At 29.5% G+C, this 17,005-nt stretch carries 15 protein-coding genes and 1 other annotated feature; all 15 genes read left to right on the forward strand.

Features of this window, described 5'->3' with window-relative positions; translation table 11 throughout:
• Window positions 1–92 precede the first annotated feature (92 nt).
• The 15 genes from RWJ08_RS00555 (at window position 93) to RWJ08_RS00625 (ending at window position 16,999) form a co-directional block, all read left to right on the forward strand.
• On the forward strand, window positions 93–1,022 hold the full coding sequence (locus tag RWJ08_RS00555) for an FAD-dependent oxidoreductase (RefSeq protein ID WP_313960727.1): 930 nt from the start codon (window positions 93–95) through the stop codon (window positions 1,020–1,022).
• A gap of 52 nt (window positions 1,023–1,074) precedes the next feature.
• A complete protein-coding gene (locus RWJ08_RS00560) occupies window positions 1,075–2,361 on the forward strand; it encodes a glycine/sarcosine/betaine reductase component B subunit (RefSeq protein ID WP_009732728.1) in 1,287 nt (428 codons plus the stop codon).
• A gap of 73 nt (window positions 2,362–2,434) precedes the next feature.
• Window positions 2,435–2,899, forward strand: coding sequence for a glycine/sarcosine/betaine reductase complex selenoprotein A (grdA, locus tag RWJ08_RS00565; RefSeq protein ID WP_081446160.1), 465 nt, complete (start codon window positions 2,435–2,437; stop codon window positions 2,897–2,899).
• A gap of 53 nt (window positions 2,900–2,952) precedes the next feature.
• Window positions 2,953–4,260, forward strand: a complete 1,308-nt coding sequence (gene grdB / locus RWJ08_RS00570) for a glycine reductase complex selenoprotein B (protein ID WP_293439633.1) — start codon at window positions 2,953–2,955, stop codon at window positions 4,258–4,260.
• Window positions 4,261–4,391: 131 nt separating this feature from the next.
• Window positions 4,392–5,933 carry a glycine/sarcosine/betaine reductase complex component C subunit beta gene (gene grdC, locus RWJ08_RS00575; protein ID WP_293439635.1) on the forward strand — a complete coding sequence of 514 codons (1,542 nt, stop codon included), beginning with the start codon at window positions 4,392–4,394 and terminating at the stop codon, window positions 5,931–5,933.
• Between the two features lie 10 nt (window positions 5,934–5,943).
• Window positions 5,944–7,104, forward strand: a complete 1,161-nt coding sequence (gene grdD / locus RWJ08_RS00580; RefSeq protein WP_313960728.1) for a glycine/sarcosine/betaine reductase complex component C subunit alpha — start codon at window positions 5,944–5,946, stop codon at window positions 7,102–7,104.
• Between the two features lie 106 nt (window positions 7,105–7,210).
• The gene (ahpC, locus tag RWJ08_RS00585; RefSeq protein WP_009372322.1) at window positions 7,211–7,774 is read left to right on the forward strand and encodes an alkyl hydroperoxide reductase subunit C; all 564 of its coding nucleotides are present in this window, start codon (window positions 7,211–7,213) and stop codon (window positions 7,772–7,774) included.
• A gap of 240 nt (window positions 7,775–8,014) precedes the next feature.
• Window positions 8,015–8,199: a binding site (T-box leader), on the forward strand.
• A 155-nt stretch (window positions 8,200–8,354) separates the two neighbouring features.
• Window positions 8,355–10,982, forward strand: coding sequence for a valine--tRNA ligase (locus RWJ08_RS00590; protein ID WP_313960729.1), 2,628 nt, complete (start codon window positions 8,355–8,357; stop codon window positions 10,980–10,982).
• Window positions 10,983–10,992: 10 nt separating this feature from the next.
• On the forward strand, window positions 10,993–11,193 hold the full coding sequence (locus RWJ08_RS00595) for a hypothetical protein (RefSeq protein WP_009372405.1): 201 nt from the start codon (window positions 10,993–10,995) through the stop codon (window positions 11,191–11,193).
• Entirely contained in the window at window positions 11,171–11,692 is a 522-nt protein-coding gene (gene hpt / locus RWJ08_RS00600; RefSeq protein ID WP_009372514.1) for a hypoxanthine phosphoribosyltransferase, read from the forward strand. The genes RWJ08_RS00595 and hpt overlap by 23 nt, the downstream gene beginning before the upstream one ends.
• 1 nt (window position 11,693) lies before the next feature.
• On the forward strand, window positions 11,694–12,425 hold the full coding sequence (locus RWJ08_RS00605; protein WP_313960730.1) for a class I SAM-dependent methyltransferase: 732 nt from the start codon (window positions 11,694–11,696) through the stop codon (window positions 12,423–12,425).
• A 78-nt stretch (window positions 12,426–12,503) separates the two neighbouring features.
• Entirely contained in the window at window positions 12,504–13,769 is a 1,266-nt protein-coding gene (locus tag RWJ08_RS00610) for a DUF819 family protein (protein ID WP_313960731.1), read from the forward strand.
• Window positions 13,770–13,771: 2 nt separating this feature from the next.
• Window positions 13,772–14,197, forward strand: coding sequence for an OsmC family protein (locus tag RWJ08_RS00615; protein ID WP_009372744.1), 426 nt, complete (start codon window positions 13,772–13,774; stop codon window positions 14,195–14,197).
• Window positions 14,198–14,309: 112 nt separating this feature from the next.
• Entirely contained in the window at window positions 14,310–15,683 is a 1,374-nt protein-coding gene (locus RWJ08_RS00620; protein ID WP_313960732.1) for a hypothetical protein, read from the forward strand.
• A 98-nt stretch (window positions 15,684–15,781) separates the two neighbouring features.
• On the forward strand, window positions 15,782–16,999 hold the full coding sequence (locus tag RWJ08_RS00625; protein WP_313960733.1) for an ABC transporter substrate-binding protein: 1,218 nt from the start codon (window positions 15,782–15,784) through the stop codon (window positions 16,997–16,999).
• Window positions 17,000–17,005: the final 6 nt, after the last annotated feature.

Consider the following 17,005-nt stretch of genomic DNA (forward strand, 5'->3'; position numbering starts at 1 on the left):
TGCTTTACAATTGGGTAAACTTAATATATAATAATAAACGAATGTGTTTTCATTACAGTTTATTATTTTGATACTGTAATTGGAGGTAAATTATGTATGATTGTATTATAATTGGAGCTGGTCCTGCGGGAATAAGTGCAGGGATTTATGCTGCAAGAGCTAGTATGAAAACAATAATTATTGAAAAGGGAACACCAGGTGGATTGATAGCTAAGACTGACGAAATAGCAAATTATCCAGGGGCAGAAGATGTCCCAACAGGTCCTGAATTAATTGAAAGAATGGTTAAACAAGCCAAATCGTTTGGAGCAGAATTTGTAACAGATACAGTGATTAATGTTGATTTTTCTGGGAACACAAAGGTAGTTCAAGGAGAAAATGCTACTTATGAAGGAAAGTCTGTGATAATTGCAACTGGATCAAATCCAAGATTACTTAATGTTCCGGGTGAAAAAGAATTTACTGGTAAAGGAATAGCATATTGTGCAACTTGTGATGCACCTTTTTTCCAAGATTTGGATATTTATGTTGTTGGCTCAGGAGAAGCTGCAGTTGAAGAAGCGATGTATCTTACAAAATTTGGACGAAATGTTACATTACTAGTAAGAAAAGATAAATTATCAGTGGCTAAATCAATAGAAGAAAAAGCTTTAAAATGTGAAAAACTGAAGATTATGTGGAACGTTGAGGTAGAAAGTTTTGAAGGTGCTAGTTTGTTAGGAGCTATGAATATAGTAAATAATAAAACTGGAGAAAAAACTAAGATAGTTCCAAGAGAAGGCGATATGATTTTTGGCGTTTTTATTTTCGTAGGTTATATACCTGAAAGTTCATTATTTGAAGGAAAGATTGAAACTGATAGAAATTATATAGTCTCAGATGAAACTATGAGAACTAATGTTGAAGGTGTTTTTGTTGCTGGAGATGTTAGAGTAAAAGAACTTAGACAAGTGGTTACTGCTGTTAATGATGGTGCAATAGCCGCAATAAATGCTAGAAAATATGTCGAAAGTTTTGAATAAATGAATTTAATTCCGAAAGGATTAAATATATAAATTTTAAGGAGGTGAGTATATGCGTCTAGAATTAGGAAAAATCTTAATTAACGATGTTAAATTTTGTTCAGAAACAAAAGTTGACAAAGGTGTTTTATACATTAATAAGGAAGAATTAATAGCTCATTTAATGGATGATGAACACTTAAAATCAGTAGACGTAGATCTTGCAAAACCAGGTGAAAGTGTAAGAATTACTCCAATTAAGGATGTTGTAGAACCAAGAGTAAAGGTTAACGGAGCAGGCGGAGTATTCCCTGGAATGATTTCAAAAGTTGATGTAGTTGGTTCAGGAAGAACTCATGTTCTTAAAGGAGCCGCAGTAATGACAGTTGGTAAAATAGTAGGCTTCCAAGAAGGTATTGTTGATATGCAAGGACCTGGAGCTGAATATACACCATTCTCTAAAACTAATAATATAGTTTTAATTGTGGAACCAGCTGAAGGTGTTGAAGCTCATGCTTACGAAAAAGCTGTTAGAATGGCAGGATTAAAAGCTGCTACTTATTTAGGATTAGCTGGTAAAGAAGTTGAACCTGATGAAGTAGAAGTATTCGAAACTAAGCCATTATTCGAACAAGCTGAAGAATTAAAACATTTACCAAAAGTTGCTTATGTTCAAATGTTACAATCTCAAGGATTATTACATGATACATATGTTTACGGTGTAGATGCAAAACAAATAGTTCCAACACTATTATATCCAACAGAATTGATGGATGGAGCTATATTAAGTGGTAACTGTGTATCTGCTTGTGATAAGAATACAACTTATCATCACTTAAACAACCCAGTTGTTAGAGCAATGTATGAAAAGCATGGAAAAGAAATCAACTTTGTTGGTGTTATTATCACTAACGAAAATGTATATTTAGCAGATAAAGAAAGATCATCAAACTGGACTGCTAAATTATGTGAATTTTTAAATCTTGATGGAGCTATCGTATCACAAGAAGGATTTGGTAACCCGGATACAGATTTAATTATGAACTGTAAAAAAATCGAAGGTAAAGGCGTTAAAACAGTTATCATTACTGATGAATATGCTGGTAGAGACGGTGCAAGTCAATCTTTAGCTGATGCTGATGTTGCTGCAAATGCGGTAGTAACTGGTGGTAATGCTAACGAAACTATTGTATTACCTAAGATGGACAAAGTTATTGGAACTTTAGATTATGTTGACATTATTGCAGGTGGATTCGATGGATCATTAAGAGAAGATGGTTCAATTATGGTTGAATTACAAGCAATTACAGGTGCAACAAATGAATTAGGATTTAATAGATTATCAGCTACTGGCTATTAAAATTTATTAAATACACGGAATATTATATAAAATTAAACGAAAATAAAATATATAGAAAGGATGTGTTAGCGATATGGCACTTTTTACAGAAAATACAAAAGTAATCATAATCGGTGATAGAGATGGTATACCAGGACCAGCTATGGAAGAATGTGTCGCTACAACTCCTGCAGAAATAGTATTTTCAGCAACTGAATGTTTTGTCTGAACTGCAGCAGGAGCAATGGACTTAGAAAATCAAAGAAGGGTAAAAGAATTAGCAGAAAAATACGGAGCAGAAAATTGTTTAGTTCTTTTAGGAGCATCTGAAGCAGAATCAGCAGCATTAGCAGCTGAAACTGTAACTACAGGAGACCCTACTTTTGCAGGTCCATTAGCAGGAGTTCAGTTAGGACTTAAAGTATATCACGCAGTTGAACCTGAATTTAAAGCAGAAGTTGATGAATCAGTTTATGATGACCAAATTGGTATGATGGAAATGGTTCTTGACTGTGATGCTATCATTGAAGCTGTAAGTGAAATTAGAAATTCATTATAATTTGTAATTAAGAAAAAAATCATATATAAATATATGATAGAGAGGTGATTAGTGTGGAAAAATTAAGAGTAGTTCACTATATAAACCAATTCTTTGCTGGTATAGGTGGAGAAGAAAAGGCAGATTATAAACCAGAAGTCAGAGAAGAAAAAATTGGACCTGGTTTAGCATTAAATGCCGGTTTTAAGGGTGAAGCTGAAATAGTTGCTACAGTTATTTGCGGAGACAGCTATTTTGGTGAAAATATGGACCAAGCTAAAGCAGAAGTTTTAGAAATGGTTAAAAAGTACAATCCAGATTTATTCATAGCAGGTCCTGCATTTAATGCTGGTCGTTATGGAGTTGCTGCTGGTACAATTACTGAAGCTGTTCAAAATGAATTGGGTATTCCGGCTTTAACTGGTATGTATATTGAAAACCCAGGTGCAGATATGTTCAAAAAGAGCATATATATAGTTTCAACTAAAAATAGTGCTGCAGGTATGAAAGATGCTGTAAGCAAAATGGTTCCACTTGCAATGAAACTTGTTAAAGGAGAAGAAATTGGTTCTCCAGCTGAAGAAGGTTACATTGAAAGAGGAGTTAGAAAGAACATATTTAGAGAAGATTTCGGTGGTAAGAGAGCTGTAAATATGATGATTAAAAAGTTAAAAGGTGAGGAATTTGAAACAGAATTTCCAATGCCACACTTTGACAGAGTAGATCCAAATCCAGCTGTTAAAGATATTACAAAAGCTAAGATTGCTTTGGTAACATCAGGTGGTATTGTTCCTCATGGAAACCCTGATCATATTGAGTCTTCATCAGCTTCAAAATATGGTAAATATGATATTGAAGGTGTAATGGATCTTAAAGAAGGCGAATGGGAAACAGCACATGGTGGTTATGACCCAGTTTATGCGAACCAAGATGCAGATAGAGTTTTACCTGTTGATGTTTTAAGAGAACTTGAAAAGAAGGGTGAAATTGGAAGTCTTCATAGATATTTCTATACTACAGTAGGAAATGGTACAGCTGTAGCTTCTGCAAAAGCATTTGCAGAAAAATACAGCAAAGAATTGGTTGCTGATGGAGTAGATGCAGTTATATTAACATCTACCTGAGGTACTTGTACACGTTGCGGTGCAACGATGGTAAAAGAAATTGAGAGAGCTGGAATTCCAGTAGTACATGTATGTACTGTAACTCCAATTTCATTAACAGTAGGAGCTAACAGAATTGTTCCTGCTATAGCAATTCCTCATCCATTAGGTAATCCTAAATTGAGCCATGAAGAAGAATATGCATTAAGAATGGGTATTGTTAAAAAAGCATTAAAAGCTTTATCAACTGAAGTTGAAGGACAAACAATATTTGAATAATTTTTAAGTAAAAAAAGGTGTCAGGTATTGACACCTTTTTAATTTAATGGTATTCTATTAGATGAGGGTAGTTGGCTTATATGCAATACATACTATGCTATCTGTTTTTTATATTAAAGGAGGTAATTAAGATGAATTTTCCTGTATTAAAAGGAACTTCTTACGTATTAGTTCATGCACCAGACATGATAATTCAAAATGGAACAACTCAAACTACTGAAAAGGCTTTAAATCCTGATTCAGAATATTTAAAGGAAATACCAAATCATATTAGAAAATATGAAGAAGTATTAAATTATTTACCAAACCAAGTTTACATTGGAAACAAAAGACCAGAAGATTTAAAGGCTGTGCCACAACCATGGTCAGATGCAGATAAATATTTATCTGGAGCTCCAAGAGATGGTAAATATGGTGAAATAATGCCAGAACATGAATTTGTTGGTCTTATGAAAATTTGTGATGCCTTTGATTTAGTTTATCTTAACAAAGAGTTTACTGAATCTGTTAAAGCTGATTTGGAAAAACATCCACTAATTAGCGAAGGATTAGTTGCAAGATTAAAAGAAGGTGTTGATCAATCAGTTCTTGAAGGACATATGAATAATCATGCAGAAGGTTTATACTTTGAAGATAAACTAGTAGGTGTAGTTACTAGAGCTCATGATGTTGATGTTAACTTATCAGCTCATGTTATGTTAGAAAATTTGGTTACAAAAGCTTCTGGATTGTTAGCTGCTTTACATTTAGTTGCAAAGAATAATTTAGATCCTAATGATGTAGAATATGTTATTGAATGTTCAGAAGAAGCATGTGGAGATATGAACCAAAGAGGTGGTGGTAACTTTGCAAAATCTATAGCTGAATTAGCTGGATTTGACAATGCTTCAGGTTCTGATATAAGAGGATTCTGTGCTGCTCCAACTCATACTTTAATTGCTGCATCATCTCATGTTCATTCTGGAACTTTCAAAAATGTTGTTATAGTTGCAGGTGGATGTACAGCTAAATTAGGAATGAACGGTAAAGACCACCTTAAGAAAGGATTACCTATATTAGAAGATTGTATTGGTGGATTTGCTGCATTAATTTCAGAAAATGATGGAGTTAACCCAGTATTAAGAACTGACATAGTTGGTAGACATACAGTAGGAACTGGTTCATCACCACAAGCCGTTATGTCAGCATTAGTTACTGCACCATTGGAAAAAGCTAATTTAACAGTAAAAGATGTTGATAAATACTCAGCTGAAATGCAAAATCCTGACATAACTAAACCTGCTGGAGCTGGAGATGTTCCAAATGCTAACTTCAAGATGATTGGTGCTTTAGGAGTAATGAAAAAACAATTAGAAAAAGCTGAAATTGCTAGCTTTATTGAAGATCATGGTATGGAAGGATGGGCTCCAACTCAAGGACATATTCCTTCAGGAGTACCTTATTTAGGATTCTGCCGTGAAGATTTAACATCAGGTGAATTAAATAGAGCTATGATTATTGGTAAGGGTTCTTTATTCTTAGGAAGAATGACTAACTTATTTGATGGTGTATCAATTGTTTTAGAAAGAAATTCAGGTAAATTAGAAGACAACTCTGGAGTTTCTAAGGAAGAAGTTAAGAAATTAGTTGCTGAAGCAATGAGAAATTTTGCATCTTCTTTAATTGAAGAATAGAGGTGATTTCATGTCTGATATAAAAAAAGTAATAGGTAATGTCTTTGAAGAAATTGCTACTGGTTTAGAAACAGGTGCGTTTGGAATAAGACCAAGGATTGCTGTTACAACTTTAGGCAGTGAACATGGATTAGATAATGTTGTAAAAGGAGCTGAGCTTGCTCAATCAAGAGATAATAGTGTAGAATATTGCATTATTGGACCAGAAGTAAATACTTCATTAAAGCAATATGTTGTTGCTAATGAAGAAGAAGGTTACAAAAAAATGGAATCACTATTAGATAGTGGTGAAATTGATGGTTGTGTAACTATGCATTATAGTTTTCCAATTGGAGTTTCTACTGTAGGTAGAGTTATTACTCCAGCTGCTGCAAAGGAAATGATTATTGCGACAACTACTGGTACATCTTCTGCACATAGAGTAGAAGGTATGGTTAAAAATGGTATCTATGGAGTTATTGTTGCAAAAGCATTAGGTATTCAAAATCCTACAGTAGGTATATTGAATGTAGATAATGCAGTTTCTGTTGAAAGAGCATTTAAAGAATTAAAAGAAAATGGTTATGATATGAACTTTGCTGAGTCTAACAGAGCTGATGGTGGAGTATTAATGAGAGGAAATGACTTATTGCAAGGAGTCCCAGATGTAATGGTAAATGATACATTAACTGGAAATCTTTTGATGAAAGTTTTCTCATCATACACTACTGGTGGTGGATTTGAAGCTATGGGTTATGGTTATGGACCAGGAATTGGTGAAGGATATGATAGACTTGTTCTTATAGTATCAAGAGCTTCAGGATTCCCTGTTATTGCAAATGCTATGACTTATGCAGGACAATTAGTTAAAGGAAATATTAAAGAAGTTTCAAAGAAAGAATTTGAAAAAGCTAATAAAGCTGGTCTAAAAGCTATTTTAGAAAAGATTACTTCTGCTGGTGCAAAAAAAGCTGAACCAGAAGAAGAAGTTAAATGTCCTGCAGAAGAACAAGCTACTGCAACTATTGGTGGAATTGATATTCTTGAACTTGAAGATGCTAAGGTTGCTTTGTGGAAAAATAATATATTTGCAAAAACTGGAATGGGTTGTACTGGACCTGTAGTAATGGTCAATGATGCAAATCTAGAAAAATCTAAAGAAATCTTGTCAAATGAAGGATATATTTCATAATTATAAATTTAAAGAGAGCTTTTTGCTCTCTTTTTTGTTTGAATGAATAGAAAAGTGGTATAATATGAATGTCTTAGTAAAAAAGGCGAATATAGGAGGTATTAGTATGAGTTTAATTGGAAAAAAAATTGAAGAATTTGAAGTTCCTGCATATTATGACGGGGATTTAATCACAGTATCAAACAAAGATTTAGAAGGTAAATGGAGTGTTTTCTTCTTTTATCCAGGAGATTTTACATTTGTGTGTCCAACTGAATTAGAAGATTTAGCTTTAAGTTATGATAAATTCAAAGCAATAGGTTGCGAAATTTATTCAGTATCTACAGATTCTGAATTTGTTCATAAAGCTTGGTGGGATGCTTCTGAAACAATCAGAAAGATTCAATATCCAATGATTTCAGACAGAGCTCTTTCTCTTTCAGAACAATTTGGCGTATTAATTGAAGGCGAAGGACAAGCTTTAAGAGGAACTTTCGTTGTAAATCCTCAAGGTGAAATAGTTCTTTATGAAGTAAACGCTAATGGAATTGGAAGAAACGCTAAAGAATTGTTAAGAAAAGTTCAAGCTGCACAATTTGTAGCTAAACATGGAGATAAGGTATGTCCAGCAAGATGGGAACCAGGCGATGAAACTTTAACTCCAGGATTAGATTTAGTTGGTAAAATTTAATTTAATAATAAATTGGCCGAAATTAGTTTTCGGCCTTTTTTTTATTTATAAAAATTAAATTTTTATAAATATAAATTTTTATAAATATACTATATGTTAATTAGATTTGAAGGTAAAAATCCTATTAATAAATTTAGGGGACATATAATGGTAAGAAAGTATAAATAAAATTCTTAATTTTTATTGAAATTTAATATTTTTCGTGTTATAATATATCTAATATTTTTATCTAAAAATTAAATATAGGCATATAAAAGAGGAGTAACATAAAAAGAATTTTCAGAGAGAATTTGTTCGGTGTAAAAATTTAATTCATTTTTTGTGAAGGTAGCTTTTTAGCTTTGAAAAACGGGTAATTACGTTATAAATTTAGAGAGTCATTTTTTATGAAAATTAGGTGGTACCGCGATAACTTCGTCCTATATACGGGATGAAGTTTTTTTATTGTGATATTATAACAATATGTTACAATTCAAAGTAGTAATATTATAATTATATAAATTATAATATTACAGCAAGTAAAAGTGCTTAATTTATTATTTGGATAATATGAATATTTTATTTTATATGAGGAGGTTTTATGAAAAATTTAGAAAAGACTTATAATCCAAAAGACTTTGAAAATAAAATATATAATAGTTGGTTAGAAGATCAAGATTTTGTTGCACATATAAATACAGATAAAAAACCATATACTATTGTAATGCCGCCACCTAATGTAACAGGTAATTTACATTTAGGCCATGCTCTTAATAATACTATTCAAGATATTTTAATTCGTTGGAAAAGAATGAGTGGTTATGAGGCTCTTTGGGTTCCAGGAACTGACCATGCATCAATATCAACAGAGGCAAAAGTTGTTGAAAAAATAAAGAAAGAAGGTAATTCTAAAGAAAAACTTGGAAGAGACGGTTTTTTAAAAGAAGCATGGGACTGGACTGAAAAATATGGAGGAAACATTAAAAATCAATTAAAAACACTAGGTGTTTCTTGTGATTGGTCAAGAGATGCATTTACTTTAGATGATAATCTTTCTAAGGCAGTAGAAGAAGTTTTCATAAAAATGTACAATGATGGATTAATTTATAGAGGAGACAGAATTGTAAACTGGTGTTGTAATTGTGGTACTGCTATTTCTGATGCTGAAGTTGAACATAATGATGAAGATGGAAATTTTTACCATATTAAATACTTTTTTAAAGATAGTGAAGAGTATTTAACAATTGCAACAACAAGACCTGAAACAATGCTTGGTGACCTAGCTGTTGCAGTACATCCAGATGATGAGAGATATAAAGATAAGGTAGGAAAGACTTTAATTTTACCTATTTTAAATATTGAAATTCCTATTATAGCAGATGATTATGTTGATATGGAATTTGGTACAGGTTGTGTTAAGATTACACCATCACACGATCCGAATGACTTTGAAGTTGGAAGTAGACATAATTTAGGACAAAAGCTTATTATGGATTATGATGGCAAAATTGCTAAAGGATTCGGAAAATTTTCTGGATTAGAAAGAGAAGTTGCAAGGAAAGAAATAGTAAAAGAACTTAAAGAAAATGGATATTTGATTAAAATTGAACCACATAATCATGCTGTAGGACATTGCGAGAGATGTAAGACGATTATTGAACCAATTATATCAAAACAATGGTTCGTTAGAATGGAAGAATTAGCAAAACCTGCTAAGCAAGCTTATTTAGATGGAAAGTTAAACATTATTCCAGAGAGATTTGGAAAAGTTTATATAAATTGGTTAGATAATATTAAAGATTGGTGTATTTCTCGTCAATTATGGTGGGGACATAGACTTCCTGTTTATTATTGTAAAGAAACAGGAGAAGTTGTTGTAAGTAAAAAAGAACCAAAAGAAGAAGGAAAAACATTTATTAGAGATGAGGATACTTTAGATACTTGGTTTTCTTCTGCATTATGGCCATTTTCAACATTAGGTTGGCCTGATAAAACGGAAGATTTAAAATACTTTTTTCCAACTAATACTTTAGTTACAGGTTATGATATTTTATTTTTCTGGGTTATTAGAATGGTTTTTTCAAGTTTATATAATCTAAATGAAATTCCCTTTAAAGATGTCTATTTTACAGGATTGATTAGAGATGAACTTGGAAGAAAGATGAGTAAATCTTTAGGAAATGGAATTGATCCGATTGAAATAATAGATAAATATGGTGCAGATGCATTAAGATTTACATTAGTTGGAGGAAATACTCCTGGAAATGACATGAGATTTTATGAAAAAAGAGTAGAATCCAACAGAAATTTTGCAAACAAACTTTGGAATGCATCAAGATTTGTACTTATGAATTTAAATGATGAAGAGAAATATGATGTTGATTTAAGTAAGATAGAAATTGAAGATAAGTGGATTTTAACAAGATTAAATAGAACAATTAAAGAATTAACAGAAAATCTATCAAAATTTGAATTTGGGTTAGCTTCAGCAAAAATTTATGACTTTATATGGAATGAATTTTGTGATTGGTATATTGAGTTTTCTAAAACAAGATTGTATGGAGATAATGTTGAGAAAAAATTAGTTGCTAAGTCTGTTTTAATTTATGTTTTAAATAATATTCTAAAATTATTACATCCTTTTATGCCTTTTATAACAGAAGAAATTTATTCTTTTATGCCTAGCATTAATGAAAAGCTTATTAATTCAAGTTTTCCTGAATATGATGAGAGTAGTATGTTTATAGAAGAAGAAGGTGAAGTTGAAAACTTAATTGAAACTATTACTGCTATTAGAAATAAGAGAAGTGAAAAGAATATTCCGCCTTCAAAGAAATCTGAATTATATTTTGTTTCAAATAGTGAAATTACAAAAGTTTATACTTCATCATTAGAACATTTATACAGATTTTTGGCATCATGTTCTAGAGTAATAGTTATGGATAAAGATGAAGAAATTTCTAATTCTATGGTTGTTATCTGTAATAATCAAAAAATTTATATTCCTTTAGATGGGCTTGTAGATTATAAGAAGGAATTGGAAAAATTAAATACTGATTTACAGAAATATGAATCAGAAATAAAAAGGGCATCTTCTAAACTTTCAAACGAAAAGTTTGTAAATAATGCTCCTGAAAAAGTTGTTAATGAGGAAAGAGAAAAATTAAAGAAATATCAAAATATCTATGATGAAATTATATCAAGCATTGAGAAAATAAAAAATAATTAGGTGATTTTATATGAATATAGATTTTAATGTTATATTTATGACTTTTTTGATTATAATACTTGTTAGTATTCAATATACTTTGAATAAAATATTAATGATTTTAAAGGAAATTAAAGACTCTGAAAAGAAAAGAATTGAATTTGAAAAAAATAAAAATAGTAAAAAAGTAGCGAAGGAGGACTATTTTGATGAACAAAAGAGAGGTTACTAGATTTACAAGAGAAGAAATTTCCAATAGAGTAAAAGAACTTGGAAAACAAATTTCAAAAGACTATGTTGGTAAAAACTTAGTTGCTATTGGCCTTTTGAGAGGTAGTTTTGTTTTTCTTGCAGATTTAGTTAGAGAGATAAATGAACCTATAGTTGTAGATTTTATTACAACATCATCTTATGAACATTCTGAAATTTCAACTGGTAAAGTTAATATTATTTCTGATCTTAGAGAAGATATTGAAGGGAAAGATGTGCTAATAGTAGATGATATTATGGATTCAGGAAATACTCTAAAAAATATTAAAGAATATCTCTTAAATAAAAATCCAAAAAGTATTAAAACATGTGTTATGCTTGATAAACCTTGTAGAAGAGAAGTCGATATAGTTCCTGATTATTTTGGTTTTGAAATTGAAGATTGGTTTATAGTTGGATATGGACTTAACTATGGTAATAAATATAGAAATATTCCTTATATTTTTTCGTATGAGGACTAATATGTACGATAAATTTTCTTATATTTATGATGAATTAATGAAAAGGCAAGTAGATTATGATTTACTTGCCTCTAATGTTATACAAATTTGTATAAATAATAATGTGGAAGTAAGAAATATTTTAGAATGTGGAATGGGTAGTGGAAATTTAACAGAACAATTTTTGAAAAGAGGAATTTATGTTGATGGTTTTGATATTTCTGACAATATGTTATCCATTGCTTATAATAAATTGATACTTTATGATAATATTAATATCTTAAAAGGAGATATTAGAACTTTTTATTCTAATAGGAAATATAACTTAATATGTTGTTTTTTTGATGTTTTAAACTATTTAAAAAATATAAAGGAAATTGATATGTTTTTAAATAATTGTAAAAATCAAATGGATGAAAACTCAATTTTAATGTTTGATATAAACTCTGAGTATAAACTAAGAGAATATTTAGGAAATAATATTTTTGTAGATGAAGAAGATGAACTATTTTATGTTTGGAGAAATTATCTTCATAATAAATATATAGATTTTGATATTGATTTTTTCTTAAAGACTGAGAATGGCACATATGAAAAAATTAAAGAAATACAAAGACAATATATATATTCTGAAAATGATATTTTAAATGTAATAAAAAAGAATAATTTTCAAATTATAGAAATTATTGATTTTGAAAATTTTAAGAATAAGACAGATAAGGCATTTAGAACACTATATGTTTTAAAAATATAAGTTTGACAAATTTAAAGAGTGAGTATATAATAAATTATGATGTGAAAAGCATTACATATTTTTAAAGGAGGTATTTTTATGTTATATTTTGCTCAAGAAGTGGCAAAACAGAAATATTGGTCACTTATTAAGGTAGATAATACTTTGGTATTACTAGCTATTTTATGTGCTATAGCTGCATTTAGTATTTACTTAGAACAAACTTATAGTTGGGCTGGGAAAATTACAGGATGTATTCTTGCACTAGCTTTCACCATGGTTTTATCAAATTTTAGGATTATCCCTGCTGAAGATACAAAAGCATATGATATAGTATGGGGTTGGGTAGTTCCTCTTGCAATTCCTATGTTACTTTTTAAGGCTGACTTAAAAAAGGTTTGGAAAGAATCCGGAAGGCTTATTGGAATTTATTTATTAAGTGGTTTAGGTACAATTTTAGGTGCATTCGTAGCATTTTTCTTATTAAAGAATTTTATTCCAGAACTTTATAAATTAAGTGCAATGATGGTTGGAACTTATACTGGGGGTAGTATGAACTTAACTGCAATGGCTGATGCATTTCCTTTGGATGATAAAGGATTAGTTGGTTCTGCTGTAGTAGCTGATAACTTATTTATGGGAATTTATTTTGTAAGTTTAACTATTATACCTACGATGAAATTCTTTAGAAAACATTATAGTCATCCTTATGAAGATGAAATGGAAAAGTTAGGTTCAGTTGGAGAAAATAAAGCTGCACAATTCTGGGCAAAGAAAGATGTTTCTCTATTAGATGTAGCAAAAGTTATTTCATTCTCTTTTGTAATTGTTGCGGTATCTACAGAATTAGGCACTTATATTTCAGGATTTAAACCTAATACTGACAATATGGGAACTGCGTTAAGATTTCTTGTTGATTTATTCTTCGGACTAGTTGGTAGTAAATATTTATTAATGACTACAATAACTGTTATTTTAGCAACTTATACAAAAATTTTAGCAAAAGTTTCAGGTGCAGAAGAAATAGGTACATTTTTAATTCATATTTTCTTTGGCGCCATTGGAGCACCTGCATCTATTGAGATAATATTAAAGAAAGCACCATGGTTATTAGTATTTTGTGTACTTATCGTTGTAATAAACATGATTGTTTCATTTATTTTCGGTAAGATTTTCAAATATTCAATTGAAGAAGTATGTATAGCTTCAAATGCTAATATTGGGGGTCCAACAACTGCTGCAGCGTTAGCTATTGCTAGAGGTTGGAATCAATTAGTTGTTCCTGCAATGTTAGTTGGTATTTTAGGATATGTTATTGGTAATTATTACGGTGTATTTATCGGTAATATATTGAAGTTATTTTAGCTATGATTTGTAATATAAGATTAGAAAAAAATGGAGATATGATTTTATCCAGTAATGGACAAGAAATAATAACACATAGTTTAAAATGTAAGGAAGTAAATTCTGGATATATGTCACCAGGAGCTATGTTCATGGGAGCTCTTGCTGGATGTAAAGTTTTAACTTTTATTAAATCTGCAAAATATTATAAAATAAAATTTGAAGAATTAAATATTGAAGTTGAAGCTGACGTTTTAAGTACTGATAATATAGGAGAAACTCCATTTAAAAATCAAGAGTATTCAGAAATAAGGACAAAATATTCTTTAAAAACTGATGCAAGTATTGATAAAATTGATAAGGTAATTGATCTTGCAAATAAAATATGTACCGTAAATATAGCAGTAGATAAGAATATAAAACAGTCACATAAAATTGAATTATTATAATTTATTTTAAATCACAGATAAATCTATCTGTGATTTTTTCTTTATAGTCCATAATCTTTACAACCTAAATAAGAAATGGTATAATAGCTCATATAAAAAGTCGGAGGAAAATATGAAAAATAAAATTTTACTCACGTTAACGATATTTTGTTTTTTTATGGGAAACACGTTTAGAAATAATGCGGAAGAAAATACTTTAACTGATAATTATAGAATATATGAGCCTTTTAACTTATCTGATACTAAAAATATAGAGCTATCTGGAGAATCTGTAATAGATTTTTCAAATGCTAGTCCAACTGAAAATAAATTAGATGGAGTTTATAAAGCAAATTACGCTCTAAAGAGCTCTAATGGTGATAATAGTACAGTTAAGATGGGCATAACATTTAATAGTAGCATAGAAAAATTAAGTGATTTTTCAATTAAAATGGATGGAGCAGATGTTCCATATACCCTTAAATTTTTGAACGATAAATTTAAGTCTCCAACAGGTAGTGAATTTTATAGAGAAATTATAAATAATATTGATTCTCCAACCTATGAACCAGTAAATTTTAAAAAGGAAGATGTAGGAACTCTAAGAAAATTTAATTTAGAATCTAATAACATTGAAAATTTAAAATATGAGATTACAATTAAGTATTCTACAGATAAAACAAAATTATTTTTATCAGGTGGAGAAAATGTAAAGGTTGAAGAAAATAAAAATTCTAAAACTATTGTTTTAACTCATGAATTTAGTGGAAAGAGTAAAACACCAGTTTTATATACAATCGGGAATGATGTAAGCATAAGAACTAAAATTTATTTAGGTGATAAACAAATTAATTCTGGTTATAAAGAAAATATTGAAAAGACATCTATGAATGTTGAGAACTTTTTAAAGAATTTATTTCTAGGGGACATTCCCGATAATGTTAAACAAAGATTCTCAGAAGATAATCTTTATGAGATTTTTGTTGAAAATTTTGATAAAATATTGGGTGGTTCAGGTTATGATAGCCTAGGAGTTTTAAAATCAACAACAGATAAACAAATTGTTGCAATTTTTGAAATTCAAACCGATAGTAAAGTTGAAAAGCATTTAACTGTTGAGTATCCAATATCTTCATCACTAACAACAGTAAATAATATTAATGTAATGAAGCTAAATATAGAAAGTTCTTCATTTTCTACTTTTGATAATTTTAAGAGTTTTAAATATAAGTTTAATGGAAATGAAGATTACAAATATATTATTAATTCAAATTCAAAATATATTAATACAAAAAAAGGTTCTGAAATAACATTAACAGATGCTCCTAATAACCTTATAACAAATTTAATATATAAAGAGAAGTATGTAAAAGGAATAAGTGAAAAAGAAGCAAAATCTTATACTAATCTTGCAATTATAGTAATAGGAATTGTAGAAATTGTTGGTGTGATATATTTAAAAAATTTATATTTTAAAGATAAACAAATTAATAGAAGGAAAAAATAAAATCGAAAATTATTTTCGATTTTATTTTTTTATATTGCATTTGCAACATACATAATCAAAAAATTATTATAATATTATTGTGTAGTTAGGAGGTAGTTATGAGTAAAATAGATTTTGATGATAAATTATATAACATATTAAATGGTAATGAAAAACTATTACAATTTTTTATAAATAATGGTTTTGATCAATTAAAAAACGAAAAAATGTTGAAAACTATGGGTAAAATGGTTTCATTAAATATGGCTTTAAAAGTTAGAGGTATAAATAAGTCAGCATTCGAAGAAAAGTTAGATTTGTTCTTGAATAATGAACATAGTACAGTTGATAAATCTCTTGAAGAAGAAAAAGTTGTAACTGGAGATGTTATTGTTAAAGGTGTTTTACCGTGTCCTTTAAAAATACCAATTATAGAATCTTTTGATAAATTTGTTGAAGAGGAAAAAACAAAAGGTCTGACTATTGGTTATGAATTAAAATCTGCAAATCTAGGTATAGATTGGATTGAAAATGATATAGATTCGGAAGATATTAATAAAGTTGCTGATATAATGATTTCAGCAGGATTTGAATTGTTTTTTGATAAAAACAAATTCGGAAATTTTTTCGAAAAGAATAAATTTTATGTTGAAAATAAGAAGATGAATAAAGACTTTGACAATAAAAAAATCTGTTTAAGAGATCCTAAAAATATTTATAATATTATTGCAGTAGTTCCTTGCGTATTTTTAATAAATGAAAATAATTTAAACGGTAGAAAAATTCCTACTTCATGGGATGATTTGCTTTTTAGTGGAAATTACACTGACAGTGTTGCAATTCCGTTATCTGATTTAGATATGTTCAATGCTTTAGTTGTGAACATTTTTGCAAAATGGGGAATCAAAGGTATTAAAGCGTTGGCAAGAATATATAAAAAGAGTTTACATCCTGCTGAAATGGTTAAGAAAAAAGGTGATTCAAAGAACAATCCACTTGTTAGCATTACTCCATATTTTTTCACACAAATGGTGTCAAGAAGTTCAGCACTTAAGGTTGTTTGGCCAAAAGATGGGGCAATAATAAGTCCTGTATTTATAATGGCTAAAAAAGATAACGAAAAAGCACAAAAAGTAGTTGAATTTTTTAGAAATGAAAATGTTGGAAAATTACTTTCATCAAATGGAAAATTTCCTACTACAATTTATGGGGTAGATAATATGTTGGATGAAGATTTTGGGTTTTTATTCTGTGGCTGGGATTATATTCATAATAATGATATAGTAAAAATTATGAAAGAATCTGAAAGAATTTTTAATGAAGAAATTTTAAAATAGAGGTTT

It is taken from the genome of uncultured Parvimonas sp., from assembly GCF_963524015.1.
Taxonomy (GTDB): domain Bacteria; phylum Bacillota; class Clostridia; order Tissierellales; family Peptoniphilaceae; genus Parvimonas.